The sequence below is a fragment of the Actinacidiphila epipremni genome (genome assembly GCF_012034175.1).
In the GTDB taxonomy this organism is placed as follows: Bacteria; Actinomycetota; Actinomycetes; order Streptomycetales; family Streptomycetaceae; genus Actinacidiphila; species Actinacidiphila epipremni.
Window position 1 is genome coordinate 114,513 of record NZ_JAATEJ010000010.1, and the last position, 26,069, is coordinate 140,581.

Genomic DNA, 26,069 nt, shown 5'->3' on the forward strand with positions numbered 1-26,069 from the left:
CGGCGCGGCGGTCGGGGCCGGCTGCCACCGGGTCATTCTCCCCCACCGCGGGCGGCGGGCCTGCGGCGGCCATATCTTTTACGAGTGAAACACCTGTTAATATTTTAGGTATGCTCCCGCTTCCGCTGACCGGCCTGCTGCGGCTCGCCGGGCCCTCGCAGACGTGGTTCAAGCCCGCGCTGAGCGTCGTCGCCTCCGTCGCGCCGCCGAACCTGCTGCTGGTCGCGCTCGGCCGGCTGGACCTGGCCGGCTACACGATGGCCGGCTCGCTGTGCGCCCTCTACGCCCACAACCGCCCGTACGCCGCCAGGGCGCGGGTGCTGGCGTGGGTGGTCCTCGGCATGCTCACGGGCCTGGCGGCGGCGCTGGTGACGGCGTCGCTGACCGGCAGCGCGGTGGTGCTCGTCACGGTGGGCGCGCTGCTCGCGGCGGGCCAGAAGGCGGTGTGCGACGCGAGCAGGATCGGGCCGCCGGGCAATGTGATCTTCGCCTTCGTCAGCTCCGCGAGCCTTTTCGCCCCGCAGCAGCTGTGGCAGGTCCCCGCGCACGTGGGCCTCGCCGCGCTGGCCGGCGCGTGGGCCTGGGCGGTCGGCATGGCGCCGGGCCTGCTCCGCCCGCACGGCCCGGAACGCCGCGCCACGGCGGCGGCCCTGCGGGCGGCGGCGGCCTACGCGTACGCCTGCGGCGGCGCTTCCGGCAGCCCGTCCGGCGGCGCTTCCGGCGACCCCTCCGGCGGCTTCTCCGGCGGTCCGGAGGGCGGGCACGCCCGCGCGGCGGCGGCTGCGGCGCTGCACACCGCATGGCAGACGCTCGCCGCGTCCGGCCCCCGCTCGGCCGCCCGGCCCGCGCTGGAGCGGCTGCTCACCCGCGCCGAGGCCGCGCTCGCCGCCCCGCGCGCCGCGGACCCGGCGCTGCTGCGGGCCTGGGCGCACGCCCTGCGGGGCAGCGGCCCGCTCCCGGCGGCGGGCGGGACGGCCGCTGTCGGGCCGGTACGGGCCCTGCGCGCGAGCACGCCGGCCGGCGCGTCCGCCGCCTGGCCCACCGCCGGCCCCGCGGGTCCGGCCCGGGTGCGGGACCTCGCCCGTACCGTACGGGCGCGGTGCGGGGCGGTCGGGCCGCTGGCGGTGCGGACCGGCGTGGGGTGCGCGCTCGCCGGGTACGGGTCGCTCGCGCTCGGGGTGGGGCGGCCGTACTGGGCGCTGGTCACCGCCGCGTCGCTCTACCAGGCGAACGTCACGCTCACCTGGAGCCGCGGGGTGCAGCGCGTCGTCGGCAACCTGCTCGGCGTCGTCCTGTTCGCCGCCCTCGCGCCGCTCACTCAGCTGAGCCCGTGGGCGCTCGTGCTGTGCTGCGTCGCGCTGAACTTCGGCGCGGAGGCCCTGATCACCCGCAACTACTGGCTCGGCAGCGTGTGCGTGACACCCATGGCGCTGCTCATCAGCGACTTCGCCCGCCACCAGGAGCCCGGCGCGCTGATGGCCGACCGGGTGCTGGACACGCTCGTGGGCGCGCTCGTCGGCTTCGCCGCGGCCATCGCCGTCACCAACCGGCGGGCCGGCGACCGTATCGAGCACGCGCTCGCCGCGGTCCACCGGGCCCGCGAGCGCTCCGACGGGCTGCTCAGCGCCGCCGAGCCCGACCCCGGCGCGCTCACCGCCGCGCACCGCGCCCTCACCGGCGCGCTCGTCGACCTGCGCGCGGCGGCCGACACCGCCGCCGGCGAGTGGTGGCAGCGGGCCGTCCCCGCCGAGCGGGTGCTGCACGCCGAGCGGACCGGGCACCGTACGCTCGCGGTGGCGATACGGCGGCAGGCGCCGCCTCCTGCGGAGGGCGTACACGTATGACGGCGGCGAACGCGGCGGACCCGGACGACGGCCCCGGGGGCGCGGGCGGCGGGGCCCCGCCGCCCGCGGCGCCGGCGGGCGGGCGGGCCGCCGGGGACGACATCGTCGCCGGGGTCGTACGGCAGTGGTACGCCGTGCGGCCGGACGTCGACACCGGGCCGATGGAGATCATCGGGCGGATCAACCGGTGTGCCGCGCTGCTCCAGCAGGCCGAGGACGCGCCGCTGCGGCACGCCGGGCTCAACCGCGCGGAGTTCGACGTGCTCGGGACGCTGCGCCGCACCGGGCACGAGCTGACGCCGGGCGAGCTCGCCCGCGAGACGTTCTCCTCCGGCGCGGCGGTGACCAAGCGGCTCAAGCAGCTCGGCGAGCGCGGCCTCGTCGAGCGGCGGGCCGACACGCGCGACCGCCGGGTCGTCCTCGTGCGGCTCACCGACGCCGGCCGCGCCCTCGTCGACGCGCTGCTGCCCGAGCAGCTGTCGTACGAGGCCGCGGTCCTGTCCGGGGTCGAGGCCGGCCGCCGGGACGACCTGGCCCGCCTGCTGGGCGAGCTGCTCGTCCAGCTGGAGGGCCGGCTCGGCCTGCCGCGCGGCTGACCTCACACGCCGGTCACCCGGCCCTCACACGTCGGTCAGGCGCAGGCCCGCGTGGGCCTTGTAGCGGCGGTTGACGGAGATGAGGTTGGCCACCAGCGACTCGACCTGGTGGGCGTTGCGCAGCCGGCCGGCGAAGACGCCGCGCATGCCGGGGATGCGGGCGGCCAGCGCCTGGACGATGTCGGTGTCGGCGCGCGAGTCGCCGAGGACCATCACGTCGGTGTCGATCTGCTCGACCTCCGGGTTCTGCAGCAGCACCGCCGAGAGGTGGTGGAAGGCCGCCGCGACCCGCGAGTCGGGCAGCAGCGCGGCGGCCTGCTGGGCGGCGCTGCCCTCGTCGGGCGTGAGGGCGTACGCGCCCTGCTTGTCGAAGCCGAGCGGGTTGACGCAGTCCACCACGAGCTTGCCGGCCAGCTCGGCGCGCAGCGACTCCAGGGTCTTGGCGTGGCCCTCCCAGGGCACGGCGACGATCACCACGTCGCTGCGCCGGGCGCACTCGGCGTTGTCCGCGCCCGCCACGCCGTGGCCGAGCTCGGCCGCCGCGGCCTCGGCGCGGTCCGCGCTGCGGGAGCCGATGACCACCCGCTGGCCGGCCCTGGCCAGCCGGTAGGCCAGGCCCCGGCCCTGGTCGCCGGTGCCGCCGAGCACCCCGACGACCAGGTCGGAGACGTCGGGCAGCGCCCAGGGGTCCTTCGCGGGGGCCTTCGCCGGGGCGGACTTGGTGGCGTCGGTGGAGTCAGCGTTCGTCATGACCGCGATCCTGCCAGGTGCGGTGCCGTGCGGCGCGCCGGGCCCCGGGGTGCCCGCCGCGCCGCGCGGCCCCGCGTCCTCAGGCCGCCGGGGGCCTGAGCTCCATCGTGCAGCACTTCACGCTGCCGCCCGCCTTGTGGAACTCCGTCATGTCGACGCCCAACGGCTCGTACCCGCGCTCGCGCAGCGCCGCCGCCAGGCCGGCCGCCTCGCGCGGCAGCAGGACGTGCAGGCCGTCGCTCACGGCGTTCAGGCCGAAGACCGCCGCGTCCTCGGCCGTCGCGAGCAGCGCGTCCGGGAAGAGCCGGGCGAGCACCTGGCGGGAGCCCGGCGAGAAGGCGCCGGGGTAGTACATGATCTCGTCGGCCGCGTCGTCCAGGACGGCGAGCGCGGTGTCGAGGTGGTAGTAGCGCGGGTCGGTGAGCTCCAGGCTGATCACCGGGCGGCCGAAGAACTCCTGCGCCTCGTCGTGCGCGAGCGGGCTGCTGCGGAAGCCCTGCCCGGCCAGCAGCCAGGAGGAGGTGACGGCGAAGTCGCCCTCCGCCTCGTTGACGTGCTCCGGTTCGCGTATGTCGGCGAAGCCGACCGCGCGGGCGCGGAACCACGCCAGGTGCGCGGGGGCCTCGGCGGCCCGCTCGGGGTTCGCGAACTTCGCGCCGAGGACCCGGCCGTCGACGACGGTGGCGCCGTTCGCGGCGAAGACCATGTCCGGCAGGCCGGGTTCGGGGTCGAGGATCTCGACGGTGTGGCCGAGGGCGCGGTAGCGGTCGCGCAGGTCCTCCCACTGGAAGAGGGCGATCGCCGGATCGACCGGCTTGCGCGGGTCCATCCACGGGTTGATGCAGTACGCGACCCGGAAATGCGCGGGTGGGCACATCAGGTAGCGGCGGGGTGTCGCGTGGCGCAATGCGGGCTCCTCGGGGTGATGGGCGTCCGTTTGCGGGGGCGGGCGGGGTGGGCCCGCGCCCCTGGCAGGATTGTGCGCTCGTTTCGCGCGGGCGGCGCCCTTTTCGTTGCTGCGCGCGCGTGCTCCGTCGCGGGGGTGCTTTTACGCGGTGGCGCTCACGGGGTGGGGTTGTGCGGGGTGCGCTTACGGAGTGGGGTCCCGGAGCGGGTGAATGAGGGGGTGGCCGGTGCGCGGGTGCGGCAGCACCTCCACGGGGTGCCGGTAGACCTCGCTGAGCAGGTCGGCCGTCAGCACGTCGGCGGGTGCGCCGTACGCGGTGCGGCGGCCCGCCGCGAGGACGGCGACGCGGTCCGCGTGCGCGGCGGCCAGGCCCAGGTCGTGCAGCACGATCACGATCGCCTTCCCCGCGGCGGCCTGCTCGCGGCACACCCGCAGCACCAGCTCCTGGTGGTGCAGGTCCAGCGCCGCCGTCGGCTCGTCGAGCAGCAGCAGCGCCGCACGCTGGGCCAGTACGCGGGCCAGCGCGACCCGGGCGCGCTCGCCGCCGGAGAGGGCGGGGTACGGGCGGTCCGCGAAGCCGGTGGTCTCGGTGACCGCCATGGCCTCGGCGACCGCCGCGTCGTCCTCGTCGGCGAGCGGTGTGCCCGCCCACGGCGCGCGGCCCATCCGTACGACGTCGCCGGCGGTGAAGGGGAAGGCGAGCGGGGCGGACTGCGGCAACACCGCCCGGCGCATGGCCAGTTGGCGCGGGGTCCAGGTGGTGAGGGGTGCGCCGGCGAGAGCGATCCCGCCGCTCTCGGCCGGTACGTCGCCGGCGAGCGCGCCCAACAGGGTGGACTTCCCCGCGCCGTTCGGGCCGACGAGGGCGAGGACGTGGCCGGCGGTGACGTCGAGGTCCACGTCGTGCAGGACCGGGCGGGGGCCGAGCCGTACGGTCAATTCCCTTGCCCGGGCGAGGACTTCGCCGGGGCGGGGCGGTGGCGGCGGGGCCGTGCGGTCGCGGCGCAGGGCGGCGGGCAGCAGGCTCATGCCCAACCTCCTTGGCGGGCGCGGGTCCTGCGCAGCAGCCAGAAGAAGAAGGGGCTGCCGAGCAGGGCGGTGATGACGCCGAGGGGCAGTTCGGCCGGCACCGCGAGGGTGCGGGCGCCGAGATCCGCGGCGGCCAGCACGAGCGCGCCGCCGAGGGCGCTGCCCGGGACGAGGAAGCGGTGGCCCGGCCCCGCGGCCATGCGCAGCAGATGCGGTACGACCAGGCCGACGAACGCGACGATGCCGGCGACGGCGACGGCCGCGGCGGTGAGCAGCGCCACGACGCACACCAGGGTCAGCCGCATGCGTTCGACGTCCACGCCGAGGTGGCCGGCCTGGCGTTCGCCGAGCGCGAGGAGGTCCAGGCGGCGGGCGAAGAAGGGCGCGGCGAGCAGGCCGGCGGCGGCGCACGGCAGGACGGCGAGGACCTTGGGCCAGGTGGCCTGGGCGAGGGAGCCGAGCTGCCAGAAGGTGATCTGGGTGAGCTGGGAGTTGTCGGCGTAGAAGACGCACAGGCCGATGAGGGCACCGCAGAAGGCGTTTACGGCGATGCCGGTGAGGACGAGGGTGACGACTTCGGTGCGGCCTGCGGAGCGGGACAGGCCGTAGACGAGGAGGACGGTGAGCAGGCCGGCGGCGAAGGCGCACACGGTGACCGTCCAGGTGCCGGCGAAGGTCAGGCCGAGGGCGATGGAGCCGACGGCGCCGACGGCGGCGCCGGAGGAGATGCCGATGACGCCGGGTTCGGCGAGGGGGTTGCCGAAGACGCCCTGCATCAGGGCGCCGGCGCAGCCGAGGGAGGCGCCGACGAGGAGGGCGAGGGTGAGGCGGGGGAGGCGGACGTCCCACAGGACGGATTCGGGGACGCGGGGGAGGGGGTGGCCGCCGAGGTGGGCTCGGTGGGCGGTGGAGGCGAGGATGTCGGGGGCGGGGATGTGGTAGGCGCCGGTGGTGGTGGAGGCGAGGGTTATGGCGAGGAGGGTGGCGGTGAGGGCGAGGGTGAGCAGGGTTTTTCGGGTGAGTGTGTGGGTGCGGCTTCGGGTGGCGCCGGCTGGGGGTGGGGTGGTCGGGGCCGCTCCGGGGGGCACCTCCTCGGACTGCGCACATTGACCTCGCTGCATGTCCGGTGACCCCTTGTCGTGCGCAGTCCTGCGGGGGCACCCCCCGAATCGACCCCGCCCGCTCTCCGTTGGCGGCTTTCCGCTGACGGGGGCTGGGGTGGGTGGGGTCGAGCGGGCCCTCCCGCTGTCCGTTGGCGGCTCTTCGCCGGTGGGGGCTGGGGTGGGTGGGGCGGATCGGCCGTCCGTCGGCGGCTTTCCGTTGGCGGGGGTGGGGGTGGGTGGGGCGGATCGGGCCCTCCCGCTGTCCGTTGGCGGGTTTCCGGTGCTGTCCGTGGGCGGCTCTTCGCCGGTGGGGGCTTCTGTTGAGGTCATGAGGTCTTGTGGAGGGCGGTGGTGAGGGTGTGGAGGACCGTGGCGGTGCGGGGGCCGAAGTTGAGGAGGGTGCCGTCGTCGATGGCGATGACGCGGTGGTCGAGGCCGGCGGGGGTTTGGGCGACGCCGGGGACTTTTTCGAGGCCGGGGATGCCGCCGACGGATTCGAGGCCCTTGGTCATGACGAGGATGACGTCGGGGGCGGCCTTGACGAGGGCCTCGCTGGTGATGGGGGTGAAGTCCTTGGTCAGGCCGGAGGCGACGCCCGCGTCGATGCCGCCGGCGGCGGCGATGAGGGAGTCGGCGCCGGAGCCGCGACCGCCGATGAGGTAGACGGAGGCCGTGCCGCGCAGGTAGAGGAACGCCACGCGGGGCTTGTCGGCGGTGGCGGGGACGGAGTCGCGTACCGCGGCGATGCGTTGCTCGGTGCGGGTGCGCAGTTGGGTGCCCGCGGTGGGGACGCCGAGGGCGGCGGCGACGGCGGTGATGCGGGGGCCGACCTCTTCGAGTGAGGTGGCCGCCGGGAGGATCAGCAGCGGGACGCCCGCCTGGCGGATCTGGGCGATCGCCTCGGCCGGGCCGGTCGTCGGCTCGGCCAGTACGAGCGTGGGGTGCAGGGAGAGGACCCCTTCGGCCGACACGTCGTGCGCGCGGGTGATGAGCGGGAGCTTGGCCGCCTGCGGGAAGGTCGCGGTGATGTCGCGGGCGACGACGTGCGCGCCGAGGCCGAGCGTGAAGACGATCTCGGACAGGCCGCCGGTGAGCGGCACGATCCGGTCGTCGCTCGCGACGGTGACCTCGCGGCCGTCCGCCGACTTCACCGTGGTGGGGAGGGTCGGCGTGGGGGTGGGGAGCGGTTCGATCGTGTCGGCGGGGGTGGCTGCGCCGGTGCTTGTTCCGGTGGCTGAGGTGTGTGTTCCCGAGCCGCCGCATGCGGTGAGGGCGAGCAGCAGGGCCGTGGCGGCGGCTGTCACCGCCGGCCGACCGCGCCTCGGCGCCCTGCGCGTACGGTCCGCCGGCCGTCTGCTCCCTCGGGGGCCCTGGGCCCAAGACCTTCGCACTGCCGCGCCCGCCTTTCGCTGGGTGTGGGTGGTTCCCACCGTTGCCCGCATAGCTTAGGTTAGCCTTACCTAAAATGCCCAGCCCGGAGGGGTTCCGATGCCGTCGCTTCGCCATGCCCGCGCGCAGATCGCGCCCAGAGCGCGGGGTTTCCGCCGTGTGCGGCGCTGGTGGGTCGGCGTGGCCGGCGCCGTGCTGCTCGGCGGGCTCGTCGTGCCGGTCGCGGACGCCGCCGGGCCCGCGGTGGTGAGCGGGGGGCGGCTGGACTGGGGGATCAAGGCGTCCTTCCAGAGCTATGTCACCGGGCCCATCGCGCAGGGCAGTTGGAGCCTGACGGGCGGGGCCGACACCGTGGGGAGCGAGCAGTTCCGGTTCCCCTCGGCGCAGGGGTCGTACGACGCCGGGTCCGGGGCGCTGAGTGCCGCGTTCACCGGCGGGGTGCACTTCCTCGGGCACCGGCAGAGCAACGGGGTCTACCAGCTGGACCTCGCCATCTCCCGGCCCTCGGTACGGATTTCCGGCCGCGGCGGGACGCTCTACGCCGACATGAGCAGCAAGGACAAGGACACCGGCAAGGTCACCACGTCGCGTCAAGTGCCGCTGGCCAAGCTGGCGTTGGGCGGGGTGGACACCCGCGGGGTGACCGGGGCGCGGCTCACGCTGAGCAATGTGCCGGCGACGCTCACCTCGCAGGGCGCCCGGGCGTTCGCGGGCTACTACACCGCCGGGACGGTCCTCGATCCGGTCAGCCTGTCGGTGGACCTGCACCCGAAGCCGGCGGTGACCCGGTCGGTGAAGCCGTCGCCTTCGGCCACCCCGCAGGCGCCGGGCCACTTCGCGGACGGCGCCGTCGACTGGGGCGTGCGGCGGACCTTCCGCGAGTACGTCACCGGCGATATCGCGCAGGGCAGTTGGCAACTGGCCGGCGGGGCGAAGGAGGGCGGCGCGCTCTTCCGGTTCGGGGCGGGCACGGGCACGTACGACGCCGCGCGGCACACCCTGGACGCCCGGTTCTCCGGCAGCGTGCGCTTCCTGGGCATGAAGGGCGCGGACGGTGCGTACGGGCTGGACCTGACGATCGGCGGGGTGCGGGTCACCGTGGCGGGCGGCAAGGGCACGCTGTACGCGAACGGCCGGCCCTTCGTGACCTTCCCGGCCCAACTCGCCCCGAAGGACGGGCTGCTGAGCGTGCGGGAGGCGCCGGCCACGCTGACCGCGCAGGGCGCCGGCGCGTTCGGCGGGCTCTACACCGCGGGCACCGCGATGGACCCGCTCACGCTGTCGATCGCCCTCGACCCGGCGGCGACGCTGCCCGCCCTGCCCGACATCGGCTCGGCGCCCGTCACCACTCCCCCTCCGTCTGGCACTCCCCCGACTCCCCCGACGGCCCGCCCGCAGCCGGTCGCGTCGTCCCGCAGCGGCGGGTCGTCGGGGGTCACCGTCGCGGTCGCCGCCGGCTGCGCCGTCCTGGTCGCCGCTCTGGCCACCGTGTGGTCCGTACGCCGGCGCCGGCATGCACCTGCCGGGGGCGCCCCGTCCGCCGGCGACGACCGCGACTCCGGTGCGCCGCACGGCGACTGACGCCGCGGCGCCTTCCCTGCCGTACCTTCCGATCCCTTACAGGAGAGAACCACCCATGACCCCCCGTACCCACACCCGCAGAATCGCGCTGGCGACCTCCGTCGTGCTCGCCGCGGGCGGCGTCGCGCTCGGGTTGCCCGCGCTCGCGTCCGCCGCCGGGCCGGCGACCGTGCCGATCACCGGCGGCACCTTCGACTGGGGGGTGAAGCAGTCGTTCCGGTCGTACGTGACCGGGATCGCGCAGGGCACCATCACCACCGCGGGCGGCGCCACCACCAACAGCGACGGCACCTTCCGGTTCGGCGCCGGCACCGGCTCGTACGACACCTCGACGCACGCGGTGACGGTGGGCTTCCGGGGCAGTGTGGAGTTCGCCTCGACCGCGCACGGCTTCGACATCACGCTCGCGGACCTCAAGGTGAGCACGCAGGGCACCTCCGGGACGCTGAGCGCCGATGTGACGGCGGGCGGCAGCACGAGCGACGACGTGGAGTTCGCCACGCTGGACCTGTCGTCGGTGCGGCCGGGCGGGGGCGCGGACGGGGCGATGACCTTCGACGGGATACCGGCGAAGCTGACGGCGGCGGGCGCGCAGGCCTTCAACGGGATGTACGCGGAGGGGACGGTGCTGGACCCGGCCGACCTGTCCGTGACGGCCGGCGCGCCGACCACGCCGCCGACGATGCCCCCGACCACGCCGCCCACCACGCCGGTGACGACGCCCCCCACGACCGCGCCGGGGACGCCCGCGGGCCCCGCGTCCCTCGTGGACGGCAACCTGGACTGGGGCGTCAAGGAGTCCTTCCGTACGTACGTCACCGGGCCGATCGCGGCGGGCAAGGTGGAGCTGACGGGCGGGGCCACCGCCACCGCGGCCGGCTACCGCTTCCCCAAGGGCACCGGCACCTGGACGGCGGACGGGAAGGAGCTCGACGCGTCCTTCGCCGGCGGGGTGCACTTCCTCGGCCACCTCCAGCAGGGCTCGTACGCGCTGGACCTGGAGCTGTCGGACCTGAAGGTGCACACCGAGGGCGCGACCGGCACGCTGACCGCCGACGTGTCCAGCAAGGACCTGGCCAGCGGGAAGACCACCGACTACGACGACCTGGCCGTCGCGGCGCTCAGCGGCGTCGCACCGGCGCAGAAGGGGTCGGTGGTGACGGTGGACGCCGCGGGCGCGAAGCTCACCTCGGACGGCGCGAAGGTCTTCTCCGGCTTCTACGAGGCCGGCGCCGCGCTCGACCCGGTCACGCTCGCGGTGTCGCTGAGCGGTGACGCCGGGCTGCCCACGCCGCCGGCCGGTACGGGCGGCACGTCGGGCGGCTCCGCGGGCGCCGGGGGGACGTCCACGGGCGGGGCGGGTACGGCCGGCGGTGACGCGGGGAGCGTCGGCGGTACGGGCGCGCAGCTCGCGGAGACCGGTGCGGGCATGCCGTCCGGCGCGCTGCTCGGGGCCGCGGGCGCGCTGGTCGTCGCCGGCGCCGCGGTCACCGTGACGGCCGCGCGCCGGCGCCGGGTGTGACGTAGCGGCCGGGTCCGGCACGGACGGCGCCGGGCGGACCGCTGCGGTCCGCCCGGCGCCGTCGCCGGCCCGGTCAGGCGCTGCGCGGGAAGACCTCGCCCAGCTCGGCGAACAGCTCGCTGTTGAGCCGGAAGGCCTGCCGGCACTCCTCCACCACGCGCTGGCGCTCCAGTTCGCCCACGGGCAGGGCGTCGAGCAGCTCGCGGTACTCGCGCTTGAAGGCGGCCGGGTTGCCGATGGCCTCGAAGACGTAGAAGCGGACGCCGTCGCCCTTGTGCGGCAGGTCCCACGCCTTCTCGGCGATGCCCCGGATGACCTGGCCGCCGGACAGGTCGCCGAGGTAGCGGGTGTAGTGGTGGGCGACGTAGCCGGCCGGCCACTCCTCGGCCGCGCGGGTGATACGGGCCGCGTACCGGGCGGTGGCCGGCAGCGGGGAGGCGCGCTGCCGCCAGCCGTCGCCGAGCAGATGCTCCAGGTCGCGTTCGAGCGAGGGGACCCTGCGCAGTTCCGGGCGCAGGAAGGGGCCGGCGACCGGGTCGCCCGCGAGGGTGTCGGCGGCGTCCTCCAGGGCCCGGTAGACGTACCACAGCTGCTCGGTGAGCCGGGCGTAGGCGGTCACGCCGAGCCGGCCGCCGAGGAGGTCGGACATGAAGCGCGAGTTCTCCGCCTCGGTGTGCTGCTGCCGGCTCGCGTCGCGGATCACGGCGGAGAAGGGCGGGGCGGTCTGCGGCATGGGCGCTGACATGGGAATCCTCCGGTTTCCTGCCGGCGGCCCGTGCGGTGCCGGCAGCTCGATCCTGGCAACTTAGGTATACCTAAGTCAATGGGTTGCCGACGTGTTGTCGGCAAGACGCCACATGAGGTCTTCCACACGGCCGTCCGGGGAACACGCGGACCCCGGGTAGGTGTTCATTCCCGGCAAGAGGGAGGATGTCCTCCACCAGCCGCGTACCGTTGACAGGGCGGGACGGGGGCGAGGGAAGGAGCTCGATGGCAGGCAAAGGCAGGTTGTCGGAGTGGGTGCGCCGCCGTACGGAAGGCGCCTCGGGCCCCGCCAGGACGGCGGAACCCGACCTGCGCCGGGACCCGCTGGTCAGGGCCGCCGCCACCGCCGGATTCCCGGTCGCGCCTGCCGCGCACCCCGCCAACTACGGCTGTTCGTGCGAGCGCATCGGCTGTCCCATCCCCGCCGTCCACCCCGTCTCCCCCGCCTGGCAGACCCAGGCCAGCACCGAGGACGCCACGCTGGAGCGCTGGCTGCGGTCCGACCCGCTGGCCAACTTCATCACCGCGACGGGCGTCGGCCATGACGTCCTGGACGTGCCCGCGGAGGCCGGCCGGCTCGCCCTCGAACGGCTGATCGCCGACGGCGCCACGCTCGGCCCGGTCGCCGCGCGCGACGACCGGCTGCTGTTCTTCACCGCGACCCGCGGCAATCCCGCCGACGAGGACGAGTGGTGGCCCTGCGAGCTGGACTGCCATCCGGAGACCGCCGACGAGCACCCCGGCATCCGCTGGCATTCGCGCGGCAGCTATGTGCTGCTGCCGCCGTCCCGGCTGCCGTCCGGCGGCACCGTCGAATGGCTGCCGGGCCACGGCCCCGACCTGCCGCTGCCCGACCCGCTGCCGGTGCTGGACGTGCTGGCGGACGCGTGCGCGCAGTTCGCGTACGAGCCGGAGCGGCAGCCGGCGACCTGGCTGCGCTGAGGCGCTTGTGGGCGCGGCGGGCTACTCGCCCTCGGCCGTCACCAGGCCGACGACGCGGCTGAGGAAGGCCACCTTGCCGCCGCCACCCGCCCTGGGCACGGTCACCGCGCTGTCGGCGACCCGGGAGAGGGTGATCGACGTCTTCGGGGTGCCCGTCATGAGGGCCTTGGTGTCGTCGTCGAGCTGGAGGTTGTAGCCGGCCCGGAAAGTGGCCCGCGACTGGTGCCGGCTGGCGAAGAAGACCAGCGCCCCGCCGTCGGTCGTGCGCAGCGCGACGGGCGTGTAGTCGCCGCCCGCCGAGGGCTGGTCGGCGTACTGCGTCACGGAGTTGGGGGTCCTGGCGTGCGCGTCGCGGTCGGCGCGCACCTGCGAGGTGGCGGGGCCGTCGGCGAAGACGCCGCTGCCGCCCTTGCCGAGGTAGTCGGCGTAGCCCTGGCTCAACCGGCCCGGCTGGACCAGCAGATCGGTGCCGCCGAGGCCGAGGTCTTCGGCGTAGCCGTCCTTGTCCTTGGCGAAGCCGGGTATGCGGTCGGCGGCTATCGAGGCGACGTAGACCGCCTTCCACGGCTGCCCGGCGGCCGAGCGGCGGAAGACCAGCAGCCAACGGCCGTTCTTGTCGCGGTTGGTGGCCGCGTCGGCGACGAAGAACTTCGGCCAGCCGACCTGGCGGGGTATCAGGTACTGGATGTCGGAGAAGACCAGCGGCTGGTAACCGGGGTTGCCCTGCGGGTGGTTGGTGTGCCGGGCCCGCAACCCCGCCTCGTCGGTGGCGCCGAGGACCCCGGACTCGACGGTGAGGATGGACCCCGGGTCGTACGAGGCGCCGGCGCGGTTGTTGACGGTGAGGAACTTCGCGACCACGGAGGCGGCTTCGTCCCCGCGCACCGACGGGATGTCCGCGCGCTCGCCGTGCACCGTCACGCATCCGGCGAGCGGCACGGCCAGCGCGATCGCGGCGGCCCCGAGGGACACCCTGCGGCGGTTCATGGCGCGTCGGCTCCTCAACTCGTGCCCCGCGGGGCGCTCTGCGCGAGATCGCCGCAACATTACAGGCCGGCCGGGCGGCGCCGGTCACGGCAGGGTCAGGATCTCCGCCCCGTCCGCGGTGACCACGAGGGTGTGCTCGAACTGCGCGGTGCGCTTGCGGTCCTTGGTCACGACCGTCCAGCCGTCGTCCCACACGTCGTACTCGTGCGTGCCGAGGGTCAGCATCGGCTCGATGGTGAACGTCATGCCGGGCTTGATCACGGTGGTGGCGCGCGGGTCGTCGTAGTGCGGGATGATCAGCCCGGAGTGGAACGAGGTGTTGATGCCGTGGCCGGTGAAGTCGCGCACCACGCCGTAGCCGAAGCGCTTGGCGTACGACTCGATGACGCGGCCGATGACGTTGATCTGCCGGCCCGGGCGTACCGCCTTGATGGCCCGGGTGAGGGACTCGCGGGTGCGCTCCACCAGCAGCCGGGACTCCTCGTCGACGTCGCCGACGAGGTAGGTGGCGTTGCAGTCGCCGTGCACGCCGTGGATGTACGCGGTGACGTCGATGTTCACGATGTCGCCGTCGCGCAGCACGGTGGAGTCGGGGATGCCGTGGCAGATGACCTCGTTGACCGAGGTGCACACGGACTTCGGGAAGCCGCGGTAGCCCAGGTCGGAGGGGTACGCTCCGTGGTCGACCATGTACGCGTGCGCGACGGCGTCCAGCTCGTCGGTCGTCACGCCCGGCGCGATCGCCCCGGCGGCGGCCTCCATCGCCCGCGCGGCGATCCGCGAGGCGTCCCGCATCCGCTCCACCGTCTGCGCGTCCTGCACCTCGGGCCCGGTGTACGGGGTCGGCCCGGGCTTGCCCACGTATTCGGGGCGCGGGATCGAGGCGGGCACCTGCCGGGTGGGCGAGAGCTTGCCGGGGACGAGCAGCGACTGACCAGACATGCGGTCGAGTGTATCGGCGCGGGAAAATGGGCTGCGCCCTGCTGTGCGGGGTAGGTGTGCCGCGTGGGGGCTGACGAAGGAGAGGCGGATGGCGTTCTTCCGAGCGAAGAAGCCGGCTGGCAAGCCGGGCGAGTGGTTCTACTGCCTGGAGCACAAGCGGGCCGAGGAGGGCCCGGACTGCCCGTCCAAGAACCGCTTCGGCCCGTACCCGAGCAAGGAGGCTGCGGAGCACGCGATGCAGCAGGCTGCTGAGCGCAACCTCGCCTGGGACACGGACCCCAACTGGAACGACAGATCCTGACCCGCACGCCCCGCCCTGCCCCGCCTCACCCGTCCCACGACCACCCGCCGGTCGATGGCTGGTCGCGCAGTTCCCCGCCCCTGAACGCCCGGGGCTGCCCCGTCCTGTCCGTGCCGCGACCATCCGCCCGGTGGGTGGCTTGTCGCTCCGTTCTCCCCCAGCGCTTCGCCTGGGGGTACCCCCACGCAGCCCCTGGGGTGGTGCCCTCGCGCCGCGGACGCCGACCGCGGGCACGACCGCCCCGGGCTGCCCCGTCCTGTGCGTGCCGCGACCATCCGCCCGGTGGGTGGTTTCTCGCGCAGTTCCCCGCGCCCCTGAGGGGCACCCTCCTGCGTGGGATTGCCCGCGCTTCGCGCAGGGCACGTCAGCGGCGCGAGGCCGGCAAACCAGGGGCGCGGGGAACTGCGCGACCAGCCAGGGGCGGCAGAAGATCGCGGCACGGACAGGACGGGGCAGCCCCGGGCGTTGACGGGTGCGGGGGACGGAGCGACAAGCCAGTCACCGGGGGGTGGTCGCGACACGGCGGGGTGGGGCAGGGCCGGGCGTGCCCGGGGGCGGCGGAGCTAAAGTGCGGCAATGGAGAATGACGTCGCCGTCATCGGCGGAGGGCACAACGGGCTGGTCGCCGCGGCGTACTTGGCACGGGCCGGGCGCCGGGTCACCGTGCTGGAGCGGCAGCGCAAGCTCGGCGGGGCGGCGGTGTCGAGCCAAGCGTTCCGCGGCGTGGACGCGCGGCTCTCGCGCTACTCGTACCTCGTCAGCCTGCTGCCCCGCAAAATCCTCGACGACCTGGGCCTGGGATTCACCCTGCGGCGCCGCCGCATCTCCTCGTACACCCCGCACCCCGCCGGCGGCCTCCTCGTGGACGCCGAGCACCCCTCCCGTACCCGCGAGCGCTTCGCGCGGCTCACCGGCTCGGACCGGGAATACGAGGCGTGGCAGGCCTTCTACGGCATGACGCGCCGCGTCGCCGAAGCCGTCTTCCCGACGCTCACCCAGCCGCTGCCCAGCCGCGCGGAGCTGGAGCGGCGGATCGGCGACCCGGCGGTGTGGGGCGCGCTGTTCGAGCAGCCGCTCGGCCCCACCGTGGAGGCGGCCTTCGCGGACGACGTCGTGCGCGGCGTCGTGCTGACCGACGCGCTGATCGGCACGTTCACGCACGCCCACGACCCGTCCCTGAAGCAGAACCGCTGCTTCCTCTACCACGTCATCGGCGGCGGCACCGGCGACTGGGACGTCCCCGTCGGCGGCATGGGCGCCCTGACCTCCGCGCTGGAGGAGGCCGCCCGCGCGGCCGGCGCGCAGATCCGGACGGACGCCGAGGTCACCGCCCTGGCCACGGACGGCCGCAGCGCGGAGCTCACCCTCGCGGACGGCGGCACCGTCGCGGCCACCGACGTCCTGGTCAACGCCGCCCCCCACGTACTGGCCGGCCTGCTGGGCGAGCAGCCGCCGCAGCCGGCCCCGGAGGGCGCCCAGCTCAAGGTCAACATGCTGCTGCGCCGCCTGCCGCGGCTGCGGGACACCTCCGTGGACCCGCGGGACGCCTTCGCCGGCACCTTCCACGTCGCCGAGGGCTACACCGCGCTCCAGACGGCGTACGAGCAGGCCGCCGCCGGCCGGGTACCGGACGCGCCGCCGTCGGAGATCTACTGCCACAGCCTGACCGACCCCTCGATCCTCTCCCCGCAGCTGGCCGCCGAGGGCGCCCACACCCTCACGCTGTTCGGCCTGCACGCCCCGGCGCGGCTTTTCACCACCGACCCGGCGGGTACGAAGGACGCGCTGCTGCGGGCCACCCTCGCGCAGCTGGACGCCGTGCTGGCCGAGCCGCTCGCGGACTGCCTGGCGCTGGACGCCGACGGGCGGCCCTGCATCGAGGCGAAGTCGCCGCAGGACCTGGAGCGCGAGGTGTGCCTGCCCGGCGGGCACATCTTCCACCGGGACCTGTCGTGGCCGTTCGCGGACGGCGAGGTGACCGGCGCCACAGGGCGGTGGGGCGTCGGCACGCGGCATGCGAACGTCTACGTATGCGGTGCGGGCGCGGTCCGCGGCGGCGGGGTCAGCGGCGTCCCCGGGCACAACGCGGCGATGGCGGTCTTGGAGAAGGCACGATGAAGCAGCACACCCGTTCGGCGGACCGGCGGCGTACGGGCCGCCAGTGGCGGCGCGCGGCCCGGTGGCACACCCTGGAGGGCGCCGGCACCGTACCGGAGCAGCGCCGCTGCACCGCGGACGTCGTGGTGGACTGCGCGGTGTACGAGGACGGCTGCCGGGCGGCCTCGCTGCCGCCGCAGGAGGCGCTGGACGAGGCCCGCAAGCGCGGCGGCTTCGCGTGGATAGGGCTGCACCAGCCGGAGGCGGTGCACCTGGCGGAGATCGCCCGGGTCTTCGGCCTGCACCCGCTGGCCGTCGAGGACGCGGTGCAGGCCCATCAGCGGCCCAAGCTGGAGCGGTACGGCGACACGCTCTTCCTGGTGCTGAAGACCATCGTCTTCGTCGAGCACGAGAAGCTGACGGCCACCAGCGAGGTCGTCGACACCGGCGAGGTGATGATCTTCCTCGGCCCGGACTTCGTGGTCGTCGTGCGGCACGGCAGCGCGCCGGGCCTGGCCCGGGTCCGCAGGGCGCTGGAGGCCCGGCCCGAGATGCTGCGGCACGGGCCGGTGGCCGTGCTGCACGCGATCACCGACCAGGTCACCGACGACTACCTGGACGTCGCGGACGCGGTCGAACTCGACGTGGACAACCTGGAGTTGGAGGTCTTCTCCAGCACCCACGGCGACGACGCCGAGCGCATCTACCAACTCAAGCGCGAGCTCATCGAGTTCAAGCACGCGGTCTTCCCGCTGACCCGCCCCATGGAGCGGCTCACCGAGGGCGCGGACGACCTGATCGACACCGAGATGCGCCGCTACTTCCGCGACGTGTCCGACCACTTGTCGCATGTCCGCGAACGCCTGGTGTCCAACAGCGAGTTGGTGGACGGCCTGCTCGCGGCGAATCTGAGCCAGCTCGCGGTGCAGCAGAACGTCGACATGCGCCGGATCTCGGCGGGCGCGGCGATCCTGGCCATCCCGACGATGATCGCCGGCTTCTACGGCATGAACTTTGACCATATGCCGGAGCTGCGCTGGACGTTCGGCTATCCGCTGGTGCTCGGCGTGACGGCGGTCCTGTCGGGCGTCGTCTACCGCGCCTTCCGCCGCATCGGCTGGCTGTAGCGGCTCATCCGATCTGCTCGGGCGGCCACGGGTCGCCCCATTCGGTGTCGCGGGCCGCGCGGTAGAGGGCGCCGTGGCGCTTGCTGACCGTGGTGCGGTGCAGTGCCGGGGGCACGTCGCAGGTGTCGAGGAGGACCAGGCCCTTGCGGATCTGCGGGTGCCGTACCACCCGCCCGGCGGCGGGCGCGGCCGGGAAGCGCGCGGCGGCGACGTAGCTGAACTTCTCGTCCTCGTACGGCAGTGTCGCGCCCTTGATCTGCCGGTGCAGCGCGGTGCGTTGGACGCGGGCGGCGAAGTGGCACCAGTCGGTGCCGGTGACCGGGCAGGCGGCGTCGTGCGGGCAGGGCGCGAGCACGTGCAGCCCCGCGGCGAGGAGCCGGTCGCGGGCGGCGATGACGCGGGCGTAGCCCTCGGGCGTGCCGGGTTCGACGATGACGACGGCGCCGCCGGCGGCGTCCGCGGCGGCGCCGACGAGGGCGTCGCGGTCGGCTTCGGTGAGCTCGCCCAGGACGTAGCTGACGGTGACGAGGTCGCTCGCCGGCAGTCCGGCCGCCCCGCCGAGCGGCTGCCGCCGCCAGCTCGCGCCGCGGACCGGCCCGGTGTGCGCGCCGCGGGCGAGGGCGGCGCCGAGGGTGAGGGCGGGCTGCGACCAGTCCAGCACCGTGCTGGTGTGCTTGGCGCCGGGCCAGGCGTCGGCGACCGCCCAGGTGGCCGCGCCGGTGCCGCCGCCGAGGTCGAGGTGGGTGCCCGGCGCCCACCCGCCGGCGCGCAAGCGGAACGCGCCCAGCGCGGTCCTGGCCGCCGCGTAGGTCGCCGGCATCCGGTAGGCGGCGTAGGCGGCGACGTCCGCCGCGTCGCGCAGGACGGGCGCGGCGGTGGGCGTCGTCCCGCGGTAGGCGACCATGAGCCGCTCGACCTGCGCGGAGGCGGCGCTCGGGGCGGTGGCGGCCAGCTGGCCGGCGAGCGCGGCCCGCAGGTCGTCGGGGAGGGGCACGGTAGGCACGGGCCCCAACTGTACGGGGCGTTCACTGGTGTCACGGGACCTCTACACTGCGTGGTCACCCTGACGCCATAGCAGTGTTAACTCGGTCAAAACATCGGCCCGAATATACGTAAACCGCAGCGGAAGAGCCGTGTGGTGCCCTAGCGTTCGCGTGGTATGCACGACGCGCCCCCGCTTGGGGAAGCGGAGGCGTGAAGTCGCGAGGTGTGCCTGGGGGGTACATGCGGCGTGTCGGATCGCAGTCGGCCATACCAGTGTTACCCGATGCACGTGAGCGGCGAACGGAGCGGACGAGCGGTCCGCGGGCGTTCGGAGCACGACCCGCACTCCCCGGCGCGATCGACGCGCCGGTTCCGCTGTGCCCGTCCGCGCCGTCACCGGCGTCGCCGTACGGGCGGGGCGGTGCCGCGGCGACGCGGGCGGGCCGTACGGCCGCCGCGGCCTGGCAGGGCGCGCAGCGCGGCAGCGGCGGCAAGGCCGGGTGGTACGTGCTGAACCTGGCGGTCGACGCGGCGGGCACCGGCGTGCCCACCGCGCTGGCGCTGCGTAGCGCCGGCGCCCCGCACCCGCTGCTGTGCGCCCTGGCGGCGGCGGTGGCGTGGCCCGCGGTCCGGGCGGCACGGCGGCGGTACGCGGCGGGCGCGCTCGGCGAGACCCGCGGCGGCTTACCGGTCCTGGTGGACTGGCTGCTGCTGCTCGGCGTGCTGTTCGTGCTGCGCGGGCTCACCGGTGACGGCACGGCGCCCTCGACGGCGCTGGCCGGGCTGGTGTTCGCGCCGCCGCTGACGGCGCTGTGCCGGCGGCTCACGTACCACCGGCTGCTCGCCGCCCGCCGGGAGGCGCACGCGGTGCGCCGGGTGCTGGTGGTGGGCGAGCCGGGCGCCGTGGACCACGCGGTGGGGCATCTGGCGGCCAGGACCGAGCATCCGTACGTCGTCGTCGGCGTGGTGCCGGTGGGCGGCGCGAAGCTGGAGTGCGGGGCGCCGGTGGCCGCCCGGCTCGCGGTGCCCGACCCGGCCGGGGTGCGCCAGGACGCCACGGCGGTGCTGCGGGCGGCGCGTGACCTGCGCGCCGAGCAGGTGCTGGTGGCGCCGGGGCCGCGGCTGTCGGCGGAGCGGCTGCGCCGCCTGTCGTGGGGCCTGCACGACGCGGGGCTGCCGGTGGCGCTGCTGCCGGGCCTGGTGGACGTACGGGCCCGGCGGCTGCGGCTGGACGACCCGGCGGGGCTGGTGCTGCTGCACCTGGCGCCGCCGGTGCGGCACGGGGTGCAACTGCGGGTGAAGGCCGCGCTGGACCGTACGGGAGCCGCGTTCGGGCTGGTGCTGCTCGCGCCGCTGCTGTTCGCGCTGGCGGCGCTGGTCAAGGCGACCTCGCGGGGCCCGGCCTTCCACCGGCAGGTGCGCTGCGGGCAGCACCGTACGCCGTTCACCATGTGGAAGTTCCGCACGATGGTGGTGGACGCCGAGGCGCGCCGGGCGGAGTTGGAGCAGGACGGCGCCAACGAGCACGACGGGCTGATGTTCAAGATGCGCCGCGACCCGCGGACCACCGCCGTGGGGCGCTTCCTGCGGCGCTGCTCGCTGGACGAACTGCCGCAGCTGCTCAACGTGGTGCGCGGCGAGATGTCGCTGGTGGGGCCGCGCCCGCCGCTGCCCGAGGAGGTGGACCGCTACGACGAGGTGGCGCTGCGCCGGCTGGTGGTCAAGCCCGGCATCACGGGGCTGTGGCAGGTCAGCGGGCGCTCGGACCTGTCGTGGGACGAGACGCTGGCGCTGGACCTGCGGTACGTGGACAACTGGTCGCTGGCCGGCGACCTGGAGGTCATGTCCCGCACCCTGCGGGCCGTGGTCGACGGGCGCGGGGCCTACTAGTGGCTGCCCGCCGGTGCGCCGGCCCCCGGGTCCGCCGCCGGCCCGGGGGCCGCGTCCGCGCCCTGCGCGCGCCATTGGGCGTAGACCTGCGCGATGCCGTCGCGCAGTGCGATGCGCGGGCGCCAGCCGAGGGCGGACAGCCGGGAGATGTCGAGGAGCTTGCGCGGGGTGCCGTCGGGCTTGGTGGTGTCCCAGCCGATCTCGCCGCGGTAGCCGACCACCTCCCGTACGGTCTCGGCGAGTTCGCGGATCGTCAGGTCGGTGCCGCAGCCGACGTTGACCGGCTCGTCGGCGTCGTAGCGGCGCAGCAGCAGGGTGCAGGCGGCGGCGAGGTCGTCGACGTGCAGAAACTCCCGGCGCGGTGTTCCGCTGCCCCACAGGGCCAGTTGAGGCGCGCCGGCCTGCGCGGCCTCGTGGAAGCGGCGGATGAGGGCGGGCAGGACGTGCGAGGTCGCCAGGTCGAAGTTGTCGCCGGGGCCGTAGAGGTTGGTCGGCATCGCGCTGATGTAGCCGGCGCCGTACTGCCGCCGGTAGGACTGGACTTGGACGATGCCGGCGATCTTAGCGAGCGCGTACGCCTCGTTGGTCGGCTCCAGCGGGCCGGTCAGCAGCGCGTCCTCGCGGATGGGCTGCGGGGCGAGCCTGGGGTAGATGCAGGAGGAGCCGAGGAAGAGCAGCCGCGGCACCCCGGCGGCGTGCGCCCCGGCGACGACGCTGAGCTGGATGCGCAGGTTGTCCTCCAGGAACTGCACGGGGTAGGTCGCGTTGGCCATGATCCCCCCGACCCGGGCGGCGGCGAGCACGACCGCGTCGGGGCGGGTCGCGCGCAGCCAGCGGGCGGTCGACTCGGCGTCGCGCAGGTCGAGTTCGGCGCGGTCGCGGGTGAGCACGGCATGGCCCTCAGCGGTCAGCCGGCGGGCGATCGCCGAGCCGACCAGGCCGCGGTGGCCGGCGACGACGACGCGCGCCCGGTCGGGGAGCAGTGACCGCGCTCCCCCGGCCGGGGTCCCGTCCGGTGTCCGGCCCGCGGGGCCGGTGTCCGCCTGATCCGTCATGAACAGCAGTGTGTCAGCACACTTCACCCTTCCGGGTTGTATTTCGGCATTCCGCACGGCTCTCGACGACGACCACTTTGGGGGAACGCGTGAGAAAGACCGCGCTCATCACCGGCGTGACCGGGCAGGACGGCTCCTACCTGGCCGAACTCCTGCTGGGCAAGGGCTACACCGTGCACGGGATCGTGCGCCGCTCGTCGACCTTCAACACCGAGCGCATCGACCACATCTACCAGGGCCCGCAGGACGCGGGCCGCACCTTCGTGCTGCACCACGCGGACCTCACCGACGGGGTCGCGCTGGTCAACTTGCTGCGGGACCTGCAACCGGACGAGATCTACAACCTGGGCGCCCAGTCGCACGTACGGGTCTCCTTCGACGCGCCGCTGTACACCGGTGACGTGACGGGCCTGTCGGCGCTGCGGCTGCTGGAGGCGGTGCGGGCCAGCGGCACCCGGGCGCGGGTCTACCAGGCGTCGTCCTCGGAGATGTTCGGCTCGGCGCCGCCGCCGCAGAACGAGCACACCCCGTTCCACCCGCGCAGCCCGTACGGCTGCGCGAAGGTCTTCGGCTACTGGGCGACGGTCAACTACCGGGAGGCGTACGGGATCCACGCGGTCAACGGCATCCTGTTCAACCACGAGTCGCCGCGCCGCGGGGAGACCTTCGTGACCCGCAAGATCACCCGGGCGGTCGCCCGGATCAAGGCGGGCCTCCAGGACCGGCTCTACCTCGGCAACCTGGACGCGGTCCGCGACTGGGGCTACGCGCCGGAGTACGTCGAGGCGATGTGGCGGATGCTGCAACGCGACGAGCCGGACGACTACGTCGTGGCCACCGGCGAGGCCGCCACCGTACGGCAGTTCGCGGAGATCGCCTTCGCGCACGCGGACCTGGACTGGACCGCCCACGTCCGCTACGACCCCAAGTACGAGCGGCCCACCGAGGTGGACGCGCTCATCGGCGACCCGGGCAAGGCCCGCGACCTGCTGGGCTGGCAGCCGCGGGTGCGGGTCGCGGAGCTGGCCGGAATCATGGTGGAGGCCGACATCCGGCAACTGGACGACCAGTTGGCGGGCGCCACCGTGCGGATCGACCGGTGAGGGCGCGGCGGGTGGCCGCCGGGGGAGGTATGGACCGGATCTGGCCAAAAGCCTCACCGCGGCAAGCGGAACGTCCTAGTCTGCCCAGCACCGCGGCGGTCGGCCCCGACCGCCGCTCCTCAGCGCATCGGGGGGCAACTCATGCGTAAATGGCCGGTGTTCACCGCTGCCTTAGCCCTGGCAGCCGCAAGCCTGGCGGCGTTGCCGGCGCCGCCCGCGACCGCGCTGCAGGCGCCCGTCGCGCTCACCGCCGACAACCTCGCCACGTACCAGACCAACGGCATCGTATGGGCGATGGCCCAGGCGAACGGCATCGTCTACACCGCGGGCACCTTCTCCGCGATCCGCCCGGCCGGCTCGGCGGCCGGCACGAACGAGACGGCGGTGGCGAACTTCGCCGCCTTCGACGCGGCGACCGGCCAACCGGCGGGCTGCCAGCTGAACTTCACCGTCGGCTCGGACAACGCCACCGTACGGGCGCTCGCCGTCTCACCGGACGGCCACACCCTCTACGCCGGCGGCTTCTTCGGCCAGGTCAACGGCGTCGGGGTGAGCAGCCTCGCCGCGATCGACCTCGACACCTGCCAGGTCAGCGGCAGCTTCCACCCGGCCGTCGCCGGCACCGTGCGGACCGTCCAGGCCACCGCCGACACCGTCTTCTTCGGCGGCGACGTCACCAGCGTGGCGGGCCAGCACCGCGGACGGTACGCGGCCGTCACCACCGCGGGCGCGCTGCTGCCGTGGGCGCCGGACGCCGACAACCCCGGCCGCGCCCTCGCGCTCACCCCGAACGGCCAGGACGCCATCCTGGGCGGCGACTTCAACACCGTCGACGGCGTCAACTCGCACTCGCTGGCGGTGGTGGACACCTCGGCCGGCGCGCTGGTCAAGGCGTATCCGACCGGCTTCATCGACGCCACGTCGGTGACCAAGACCATCATCGTCGACCCGGCGAGCAACAGCTTCTACACCGGCAACGAGGGCACCGGCACCGGGGTCTTCGACGGCCGGATCCGCTTCAGCCTCACCGACTTCAACCAGGTCTGGCGGGACAACTGCCTGGGCGCCACCCAGTCGTTGGAGGTCTACCGGACCGTCCTGTACAGCGGCAGCCACGCGCACGACTGCTCCAGCATGGGCGAATACCCCGACTCGGTGCGCAAGCACCTGCTGGCGGAGTCCGTGGACGACCCGCACCTGCTGGCGTGGTTCCCGGACACCAACGACGGCATCGGCGAGAAGATCGGCCCGCGCGTGATGGCCCTCGCGTCGGTCGGCGGCACCGACTACCTGTGGGTGGGCGGCGAGTTCACCACCGTCAACGGCACGGCCCAGCAGGGCCTCACCCGGTTCGCCAGCGGCCCCGACACCGGGGCGCCGTCGCTGCCGCAGACGTCGGTGACAAGCATCGCGCCGGGCGCGGTGAAGGTCAGCTGGCAGTCCAGCATCGACAACGACGACGGCCTGCTGACGTACCGCGTCTACCGCAACGGCGGCACCACGCCGGTCTACACCGTCTCCGCCAGTTCCCTGCCGTGGGTGCGCCCGCAGATCACCTACACCGACACCGATGTGACGCCGGGCGTGAAGTACACCTACCGCGTCTCGGCGAGCGACGGCACCAACACCAGCGCACTGTCGCCCAACGCGTCGGCGACCGTGCCGACTTCGGCCGAGGCGTACCCGACGCAGGTGCTCGCGGACGGCGCGACGCTCTACTGGCGCTACGACGCGGCCTCCGGGTCGTACAACGCCGACTCCTCCACCGGTGACGACAGCGGCATCTCGGTCGGCGGGCCGGTGCACGGCGTGACGCCGGGCGCGGTGCCGGGCTCCAAGGCGTACACCTTCAACGGCAGTTCGCAGTGGACGTACAGCGACCGGCTGCACCCGAAGCCGACGACGTACAGCATCGAGGCGTGGTTCAAGACCACCACGACCGCGGGCGGGAAGATCATGGGCTTCGGCGCCAACACCACCCACCCCAGCAACCACTACGACAAGCACGTCTACATGACCAACAACGGCCGGCTGACCTTCGGCGTCAACCCCGGCGCGATCCGCACGATCTCGACCCCGGCCGCCTACAACGACGGCAAGTGGCACCTGGTCGTCGCCACCGAGGGCACGAACGGCATCAAGCTGTACGTGGACGGGGTGCAGCGGGCGGCGGACGCGTCCGTCACCGGCAGCGAGAGCTACTCCGGCTACTGGCGGGTCGGCTACGACAAGCTCGTCGGCTGGCCCAACGTGCCGACGAGCCTGTATTTCGCCGGCTCGATCGACGAGGTCGCCGTCTATCCGGGCGTCCTCACGCCGACGCAGATCGCGCACCACTACGCCCTCGGGACCGCCGGGTGAGGCGTGCGCGCATGGTGAGGCGTGGGCGCCGTACAGGCGCTGCCGCCGCCGTCGTCGTGACGGCGGCGGCGGTGCTGCTGCTCGGCGGGTGCTCCTCGGGGTCGCCGGCGCCGTCCGCCGCGGCCCCTGGGGCGCGCACGGCGGCCGGGCAGGCGTCCGCGGGCGCCACGGGCCCGTCGGCGGGCTCCGCGGGCTCCACGGGCGCCTCTGCGGGCGCTACGGCGGACTCCGCCGCGGGCTCCTCCGGTGCCTCCGCCGAGGCGCCCGGCTCCGCGGCCGACGAGCCCAAGGTGCCCGACGCCCAGCTCACCCCGCCGGGCGGCGGCACGTTCACCGCGCAGCAGAAGAAGTACCTGTCCGGGCGGGTGCCGCGCGGCACCGACCCGGTGGCGGTGCTGGAGGGCGGCCAGGAGATCTGCGAGCGCCTGACCCGTACCTCGGCGATCGACCCGGACGCGGCGGCGAGCGCCGTCCTGGGCGGCGACATCTCGCCGGACGGCGCCGCGGCGGCCGTCGCGGGCCTGTGCCCGGACCAGCAGGGCGTGGTGGACGCCGCCCGCCACGGCTTCGGCGACGGCACGTTCACGGTGGGCGCCAAGTCCGTGCCGGGGACGGTCGTCGCGCCCGGGACCTACCGGGCGCCGCACACGTCGCCGTCGTGCGCCTGGCGGGTGACCGGGGCGAACGGCACCGTACTGTCCTCGGGCGGCGGGGCCCGGCTGACCGTACCGGCCGCCGCGAGCGGCGTCACGTCCAGCGGGTGCTACGCCTGGCTGGCGAGCGGGAGGAGCTGA

The 26,069-nt window shown here is 74.5% G+C and carries 21 protein-coding genes and 1 pseudogene; 12 read left to right on the forward strand and 10 right to left on the reverse strand.

The annotated features are described in order from the left end of the window. Window positions 1-110 precede the first annotated feature (110 nt). The gene (locus HCN08_RS15015; RefSeq protein WP_167983557.1) at window positions 111-1,844 is read left to right on the forward strand and encodes an FUSC family protein; all 1,734 of its coding nucleotides are present in this window, start codon (window positions 111-113) and stop codon (window positions 1,842-1,844) included. Continuing rightward, on the forward strand, window positions 1,841-2,440 hold the full coding sequence (locus HCN08_RS15020) for a MarR family winged helix-turn-helix transcriptional regulator (RefSeq protein ID WP_167983558.1): 600 nt from the start codon (window positions 1,841-1,843) through the stop codon (window positions 2,438-2,440). Before HCN08_RS15015 ends, HCN08_RS15020 begins: the two co-directional genes overlap by 4 nt. A gap of 24 nt (window positions 2,441-2,464) precedes the next feature. Here HCN08_RS15020 and npdG read toward each other — a convergent pair whose 3' ends face one another. The 5 genes and pseudogenes from npdG to HCN08_RS15045 all read right to left on the reverse strand — a co-directional run bounded on the left by npdG (window position 2,465) and on the right by HCN08_RS15045 (window position 7,620). Beyond that, a complete protein-coding gene (gene npdG, locus HCN08_RS15025; RefSeq protein WP_167983559.1) occupies window positions 2,465-3,190 on the reverse strand; it encodes an NADPH-dependent F420 reductase in 726 nt (241 codons plus the stop codon). A gap of 79 nt (window positions 3,191-3,269) precedes the next feature. Beyond that, window positions 3,270-4,175, reverse strand: a pseudogene (gene ddaH / locus HCN08_RS15030) (dimethylargininase); the annotation flags it as partial. A gap of 105 nt (window positions 4,176-4,280) precedes the next feature. After that, window positions 4,281-5,126: a heme ABC transporter ATP-binding protein gene (locus HCN08_RS15035; protein ID WP_167983560.1), complete on the reverse strand. Its 846-nt coding sequence runs from the start codon at window positions 5,124-5,126 to the stop codon at window positions 4,281-4,283. Further along, a complete protein-coding gene (locus HCN08_RS15040) occupies window positions 5,123-6,247 on the reverse strand; it encodes a FecCD family ABC transporter permease (RefSeq protein ID WP_167983561.1) in 1,125 nt (374 codons plus the stop codon). Before HCN08_RS15040 ends, HCN08_RS15035 begins: the two co-directional genes overlap by 4 nt. A gap of 308 nt (window positions 6,248-6,555) precedes the next feature. After that, window positions 6,556-7,620 (reverse strand): heme/hemin ABC transporter substrate-binding protein, encoded by a 1,065-nt coding sequence (locus HCN08_RS15045; protein ID WP_407648774.1) that lies wholly within the window; start codon window positions 7,618-7,620, stop codon window positions 6,556-6,558. A 97-nt stretch (window positions 7,621-7,717) separates the two neighbouring features. Between HCN08_RS15045 and HCN08_RS15050 the strand changes: the two genes are divergently transcribed. Together HCN08_RS15050 and HCN08_RS15055 are read left to right on the forward strand one after the other, a co-directional pair. After that, a complete protein-coding gene (locus HCN08_RS15050; protein WP_167983563.1) occupies window positions 7,718-9,199 on the forward strand; it encodes an HtaA domain-containing protein in 1,482 nt (493 codons plus the stop codon). 55 nt (window positions 9,200-9,254) lie between these two features. Beyond that, entirely contained in the window at window positions 9,255-10,721 is a 1,467-nt protein-coding gene (locus HCN08_RS15055; protein WP_167983564.1) for an HtaA domain-containing protein, read from the forward strand. Window positions 10,722-10,794: 73 nt separating this feature from the next. Here the strand turns inward: HCN08_RS15055 and HCN08_RS15060 are convergent, their stop codons facing one another. Further along, window positions 10,795-11,466, reverse strand: a complete 672-nt coding sequence (locus HCN08_RS15060) for a biliverdin-producing heme oxygenase (protein WP_167983565.1) — start codon at window positions 11,464-11,466, stop codon at window positions 10,795-10,797. A gap of 245 nt (window positions 11,467-11,711) precedes the next feature. Between HCN08_RS15060 and HCN08_RS15065 the strand changes: the two genes are divergently transcribed. Next, window positions 11,712-12,428 (forward strand): bifunctional DNA primase/polymerase, encoded by a 717-nt coding sequence (locus HCN08_RS15065; RefSeq protein WP_167983566.1) that lies wholly within the window; start codon window positions 11,712-11,714, stop codon window positions 12,426-12,428. Between the two features lie 21 nt (window positions 12,429-12,449). On the opposite strand, the gene HCN08_RS15070 is transcribed toward HCN08_RS15065, so the two are convergent. Both HCN08_RS15070 and map read right to left on the reverse strand, forming a co-directional pair. After that, complete coding sequence (locus tag HCN08_RS15070; RefSeq protein WP_167983567.1) at window positions 12,450-13,415, reverse strand: hypothetical protein; 966 nt, start codon at window positions 13,413-13,415, stop codon at window positions 12,450-12,452. Between the two features lie 84 nt (window positions 13,416-13,499). Continuing rightward, window positions 13,500-14,357 (reverse strand): type I methionyl aminopeptidase, encoded by an 858-nt coding sequence (gene map, locus HCN08_RS15075; RefSeq protein WP_167983568.1) that lies wholly within the window; start codon window positions 14,355-14,357, stop codon window positions 13,500-13,502. 88 nt (window positions 14,358-14,445) lie between these two features. Between map and HCN08_RS15080 the strand changes: the two genes are divergently transcribed. The 3 genes from HCN08_RS15080 to corA all read left to right on the forward strand — a co-directional run bounded on the left by HCN08_RS15080 (window position 14,446) and on the right by corA (window position 17,882). Further along, entirely contained in the window at window positions 14,446-14,658 is a 213-nt protein-coding gene (locus HCN08_RS15080) for a hypothetical protein (protein ID WP_167983569.1), read from the forward strand. A gap of 576 nt (window positions 14,659-15,234) precedes the next feature. Beyond that, complete coding sequence (locus HCN08_RS15085; RefSeq protein WP_167983570.1) at window positions 15,235-16,776, forward strand: phytoene desaturase family protein; 1,542 nt, start codon at window positions 15,235-15,237, stop codon at window positions 16,774-16,776. Beyond that, entirely contained in the window at window positions 16,773-17,882 is a 1,110-nt protein-coding gene (gene corA / locus HCN08_RS15090; RefSeq protein ID WP_167983571.1) for a magnesium/cobalt transporter CorA, read from the forward strand. Before HCN08_RS15085 ends, corA begins: the two co-directional genes overlap by 4 nt. Before the next feature lie 4 nt (window positions 17,883-17,886). Here the strand turns inward: corA and HCN08_RS15095 are convergent, their stop codons facing one another. Beyond that, complete coding sequence (locus HCN08_RS15095) at window positions 17,887-18,885, reverse strand: small ribosomal subunit Rsm22 family protein (protein ID WP_167983572.1); 999 nt, start codon at window positions 18,883-18,885, stop codon at window positions 17,887-17,889. Between the two features lie 488 nt (window positions 18,886-19,373). On the opposite strand from HCN08_RS15095, the gene HCN08_RS15100 reads away from it, so the two are divergent. Next, window positions 19,374-20,756 (forward strand): exopolysaccharide biosynthesis polyprenyl glycosylphosphotransferase, encoded by a 1,383-nt coding sequence (locus tag HCN08_RS15100; protein WP_407648775.1) that lies wholly within the window; start codon window positions 19,374-19,376, stop codon window positions 20,754-20,756. Here the strand turns inward: HCN08_RS15100 and HCN08_RS15105 are convergent. After that, a complete protein-coding gene (locus tag HCN08_RS15105) occupies window positions 20,753-21,811 on the reverse strand; it encodes a GDP-L-fucose synthase family protein (protein ID WP_167983574.1) in 1,059 nt (352 codons plus the stop codon). The genes HCN08_RS15100 and HCN08_RS15105 overlap by 4 nt on opposite strands. Before the next feature lie 89 nt (window positions 21,812-21,900). Between HCN08_RS15105 and gmd the strand changes: the two genes are divergently transcribed. From gmd to HCN08_RS15120, 3 genes are all read left to right on the forward strand, one after another. After that, complete coding sequence (gene gmd / locus HCN08_RS15110) at window positions 21,901-22,914, forward strand: GDP-mannose 4,6-dehydratase (protein WP_167983575.1); 1,014 nt, start codon at window positions 21,901-21,903, stop codon at window positions 22,912-22,914. Between the two features lie 201 nt (window positions 22,915-23,115). After that, complete coding sequence (locus HCN08_RS15115; protein WP_322974456.1) at window positions 23,116-25,275, forward strand: LamG-like jellyroll fold domain-containing protein; 2,160 nt, start codon at window positions 23,116-23,118, stop codon at window positions 25,273-25,275. 11 nt (window positions 25,276-25,286) lie between these two features. Beyond that, window positions 25,287-26,069 (forward strand): hypothetical protein, encoded by a 783-nt coding sequence (locus HCN08_RS15120; RefSeq protein ID WP_167983577.1) that lies wholly within the window; start codon window positions 25,287-25,289, stop codon window positions 26,067-26,069.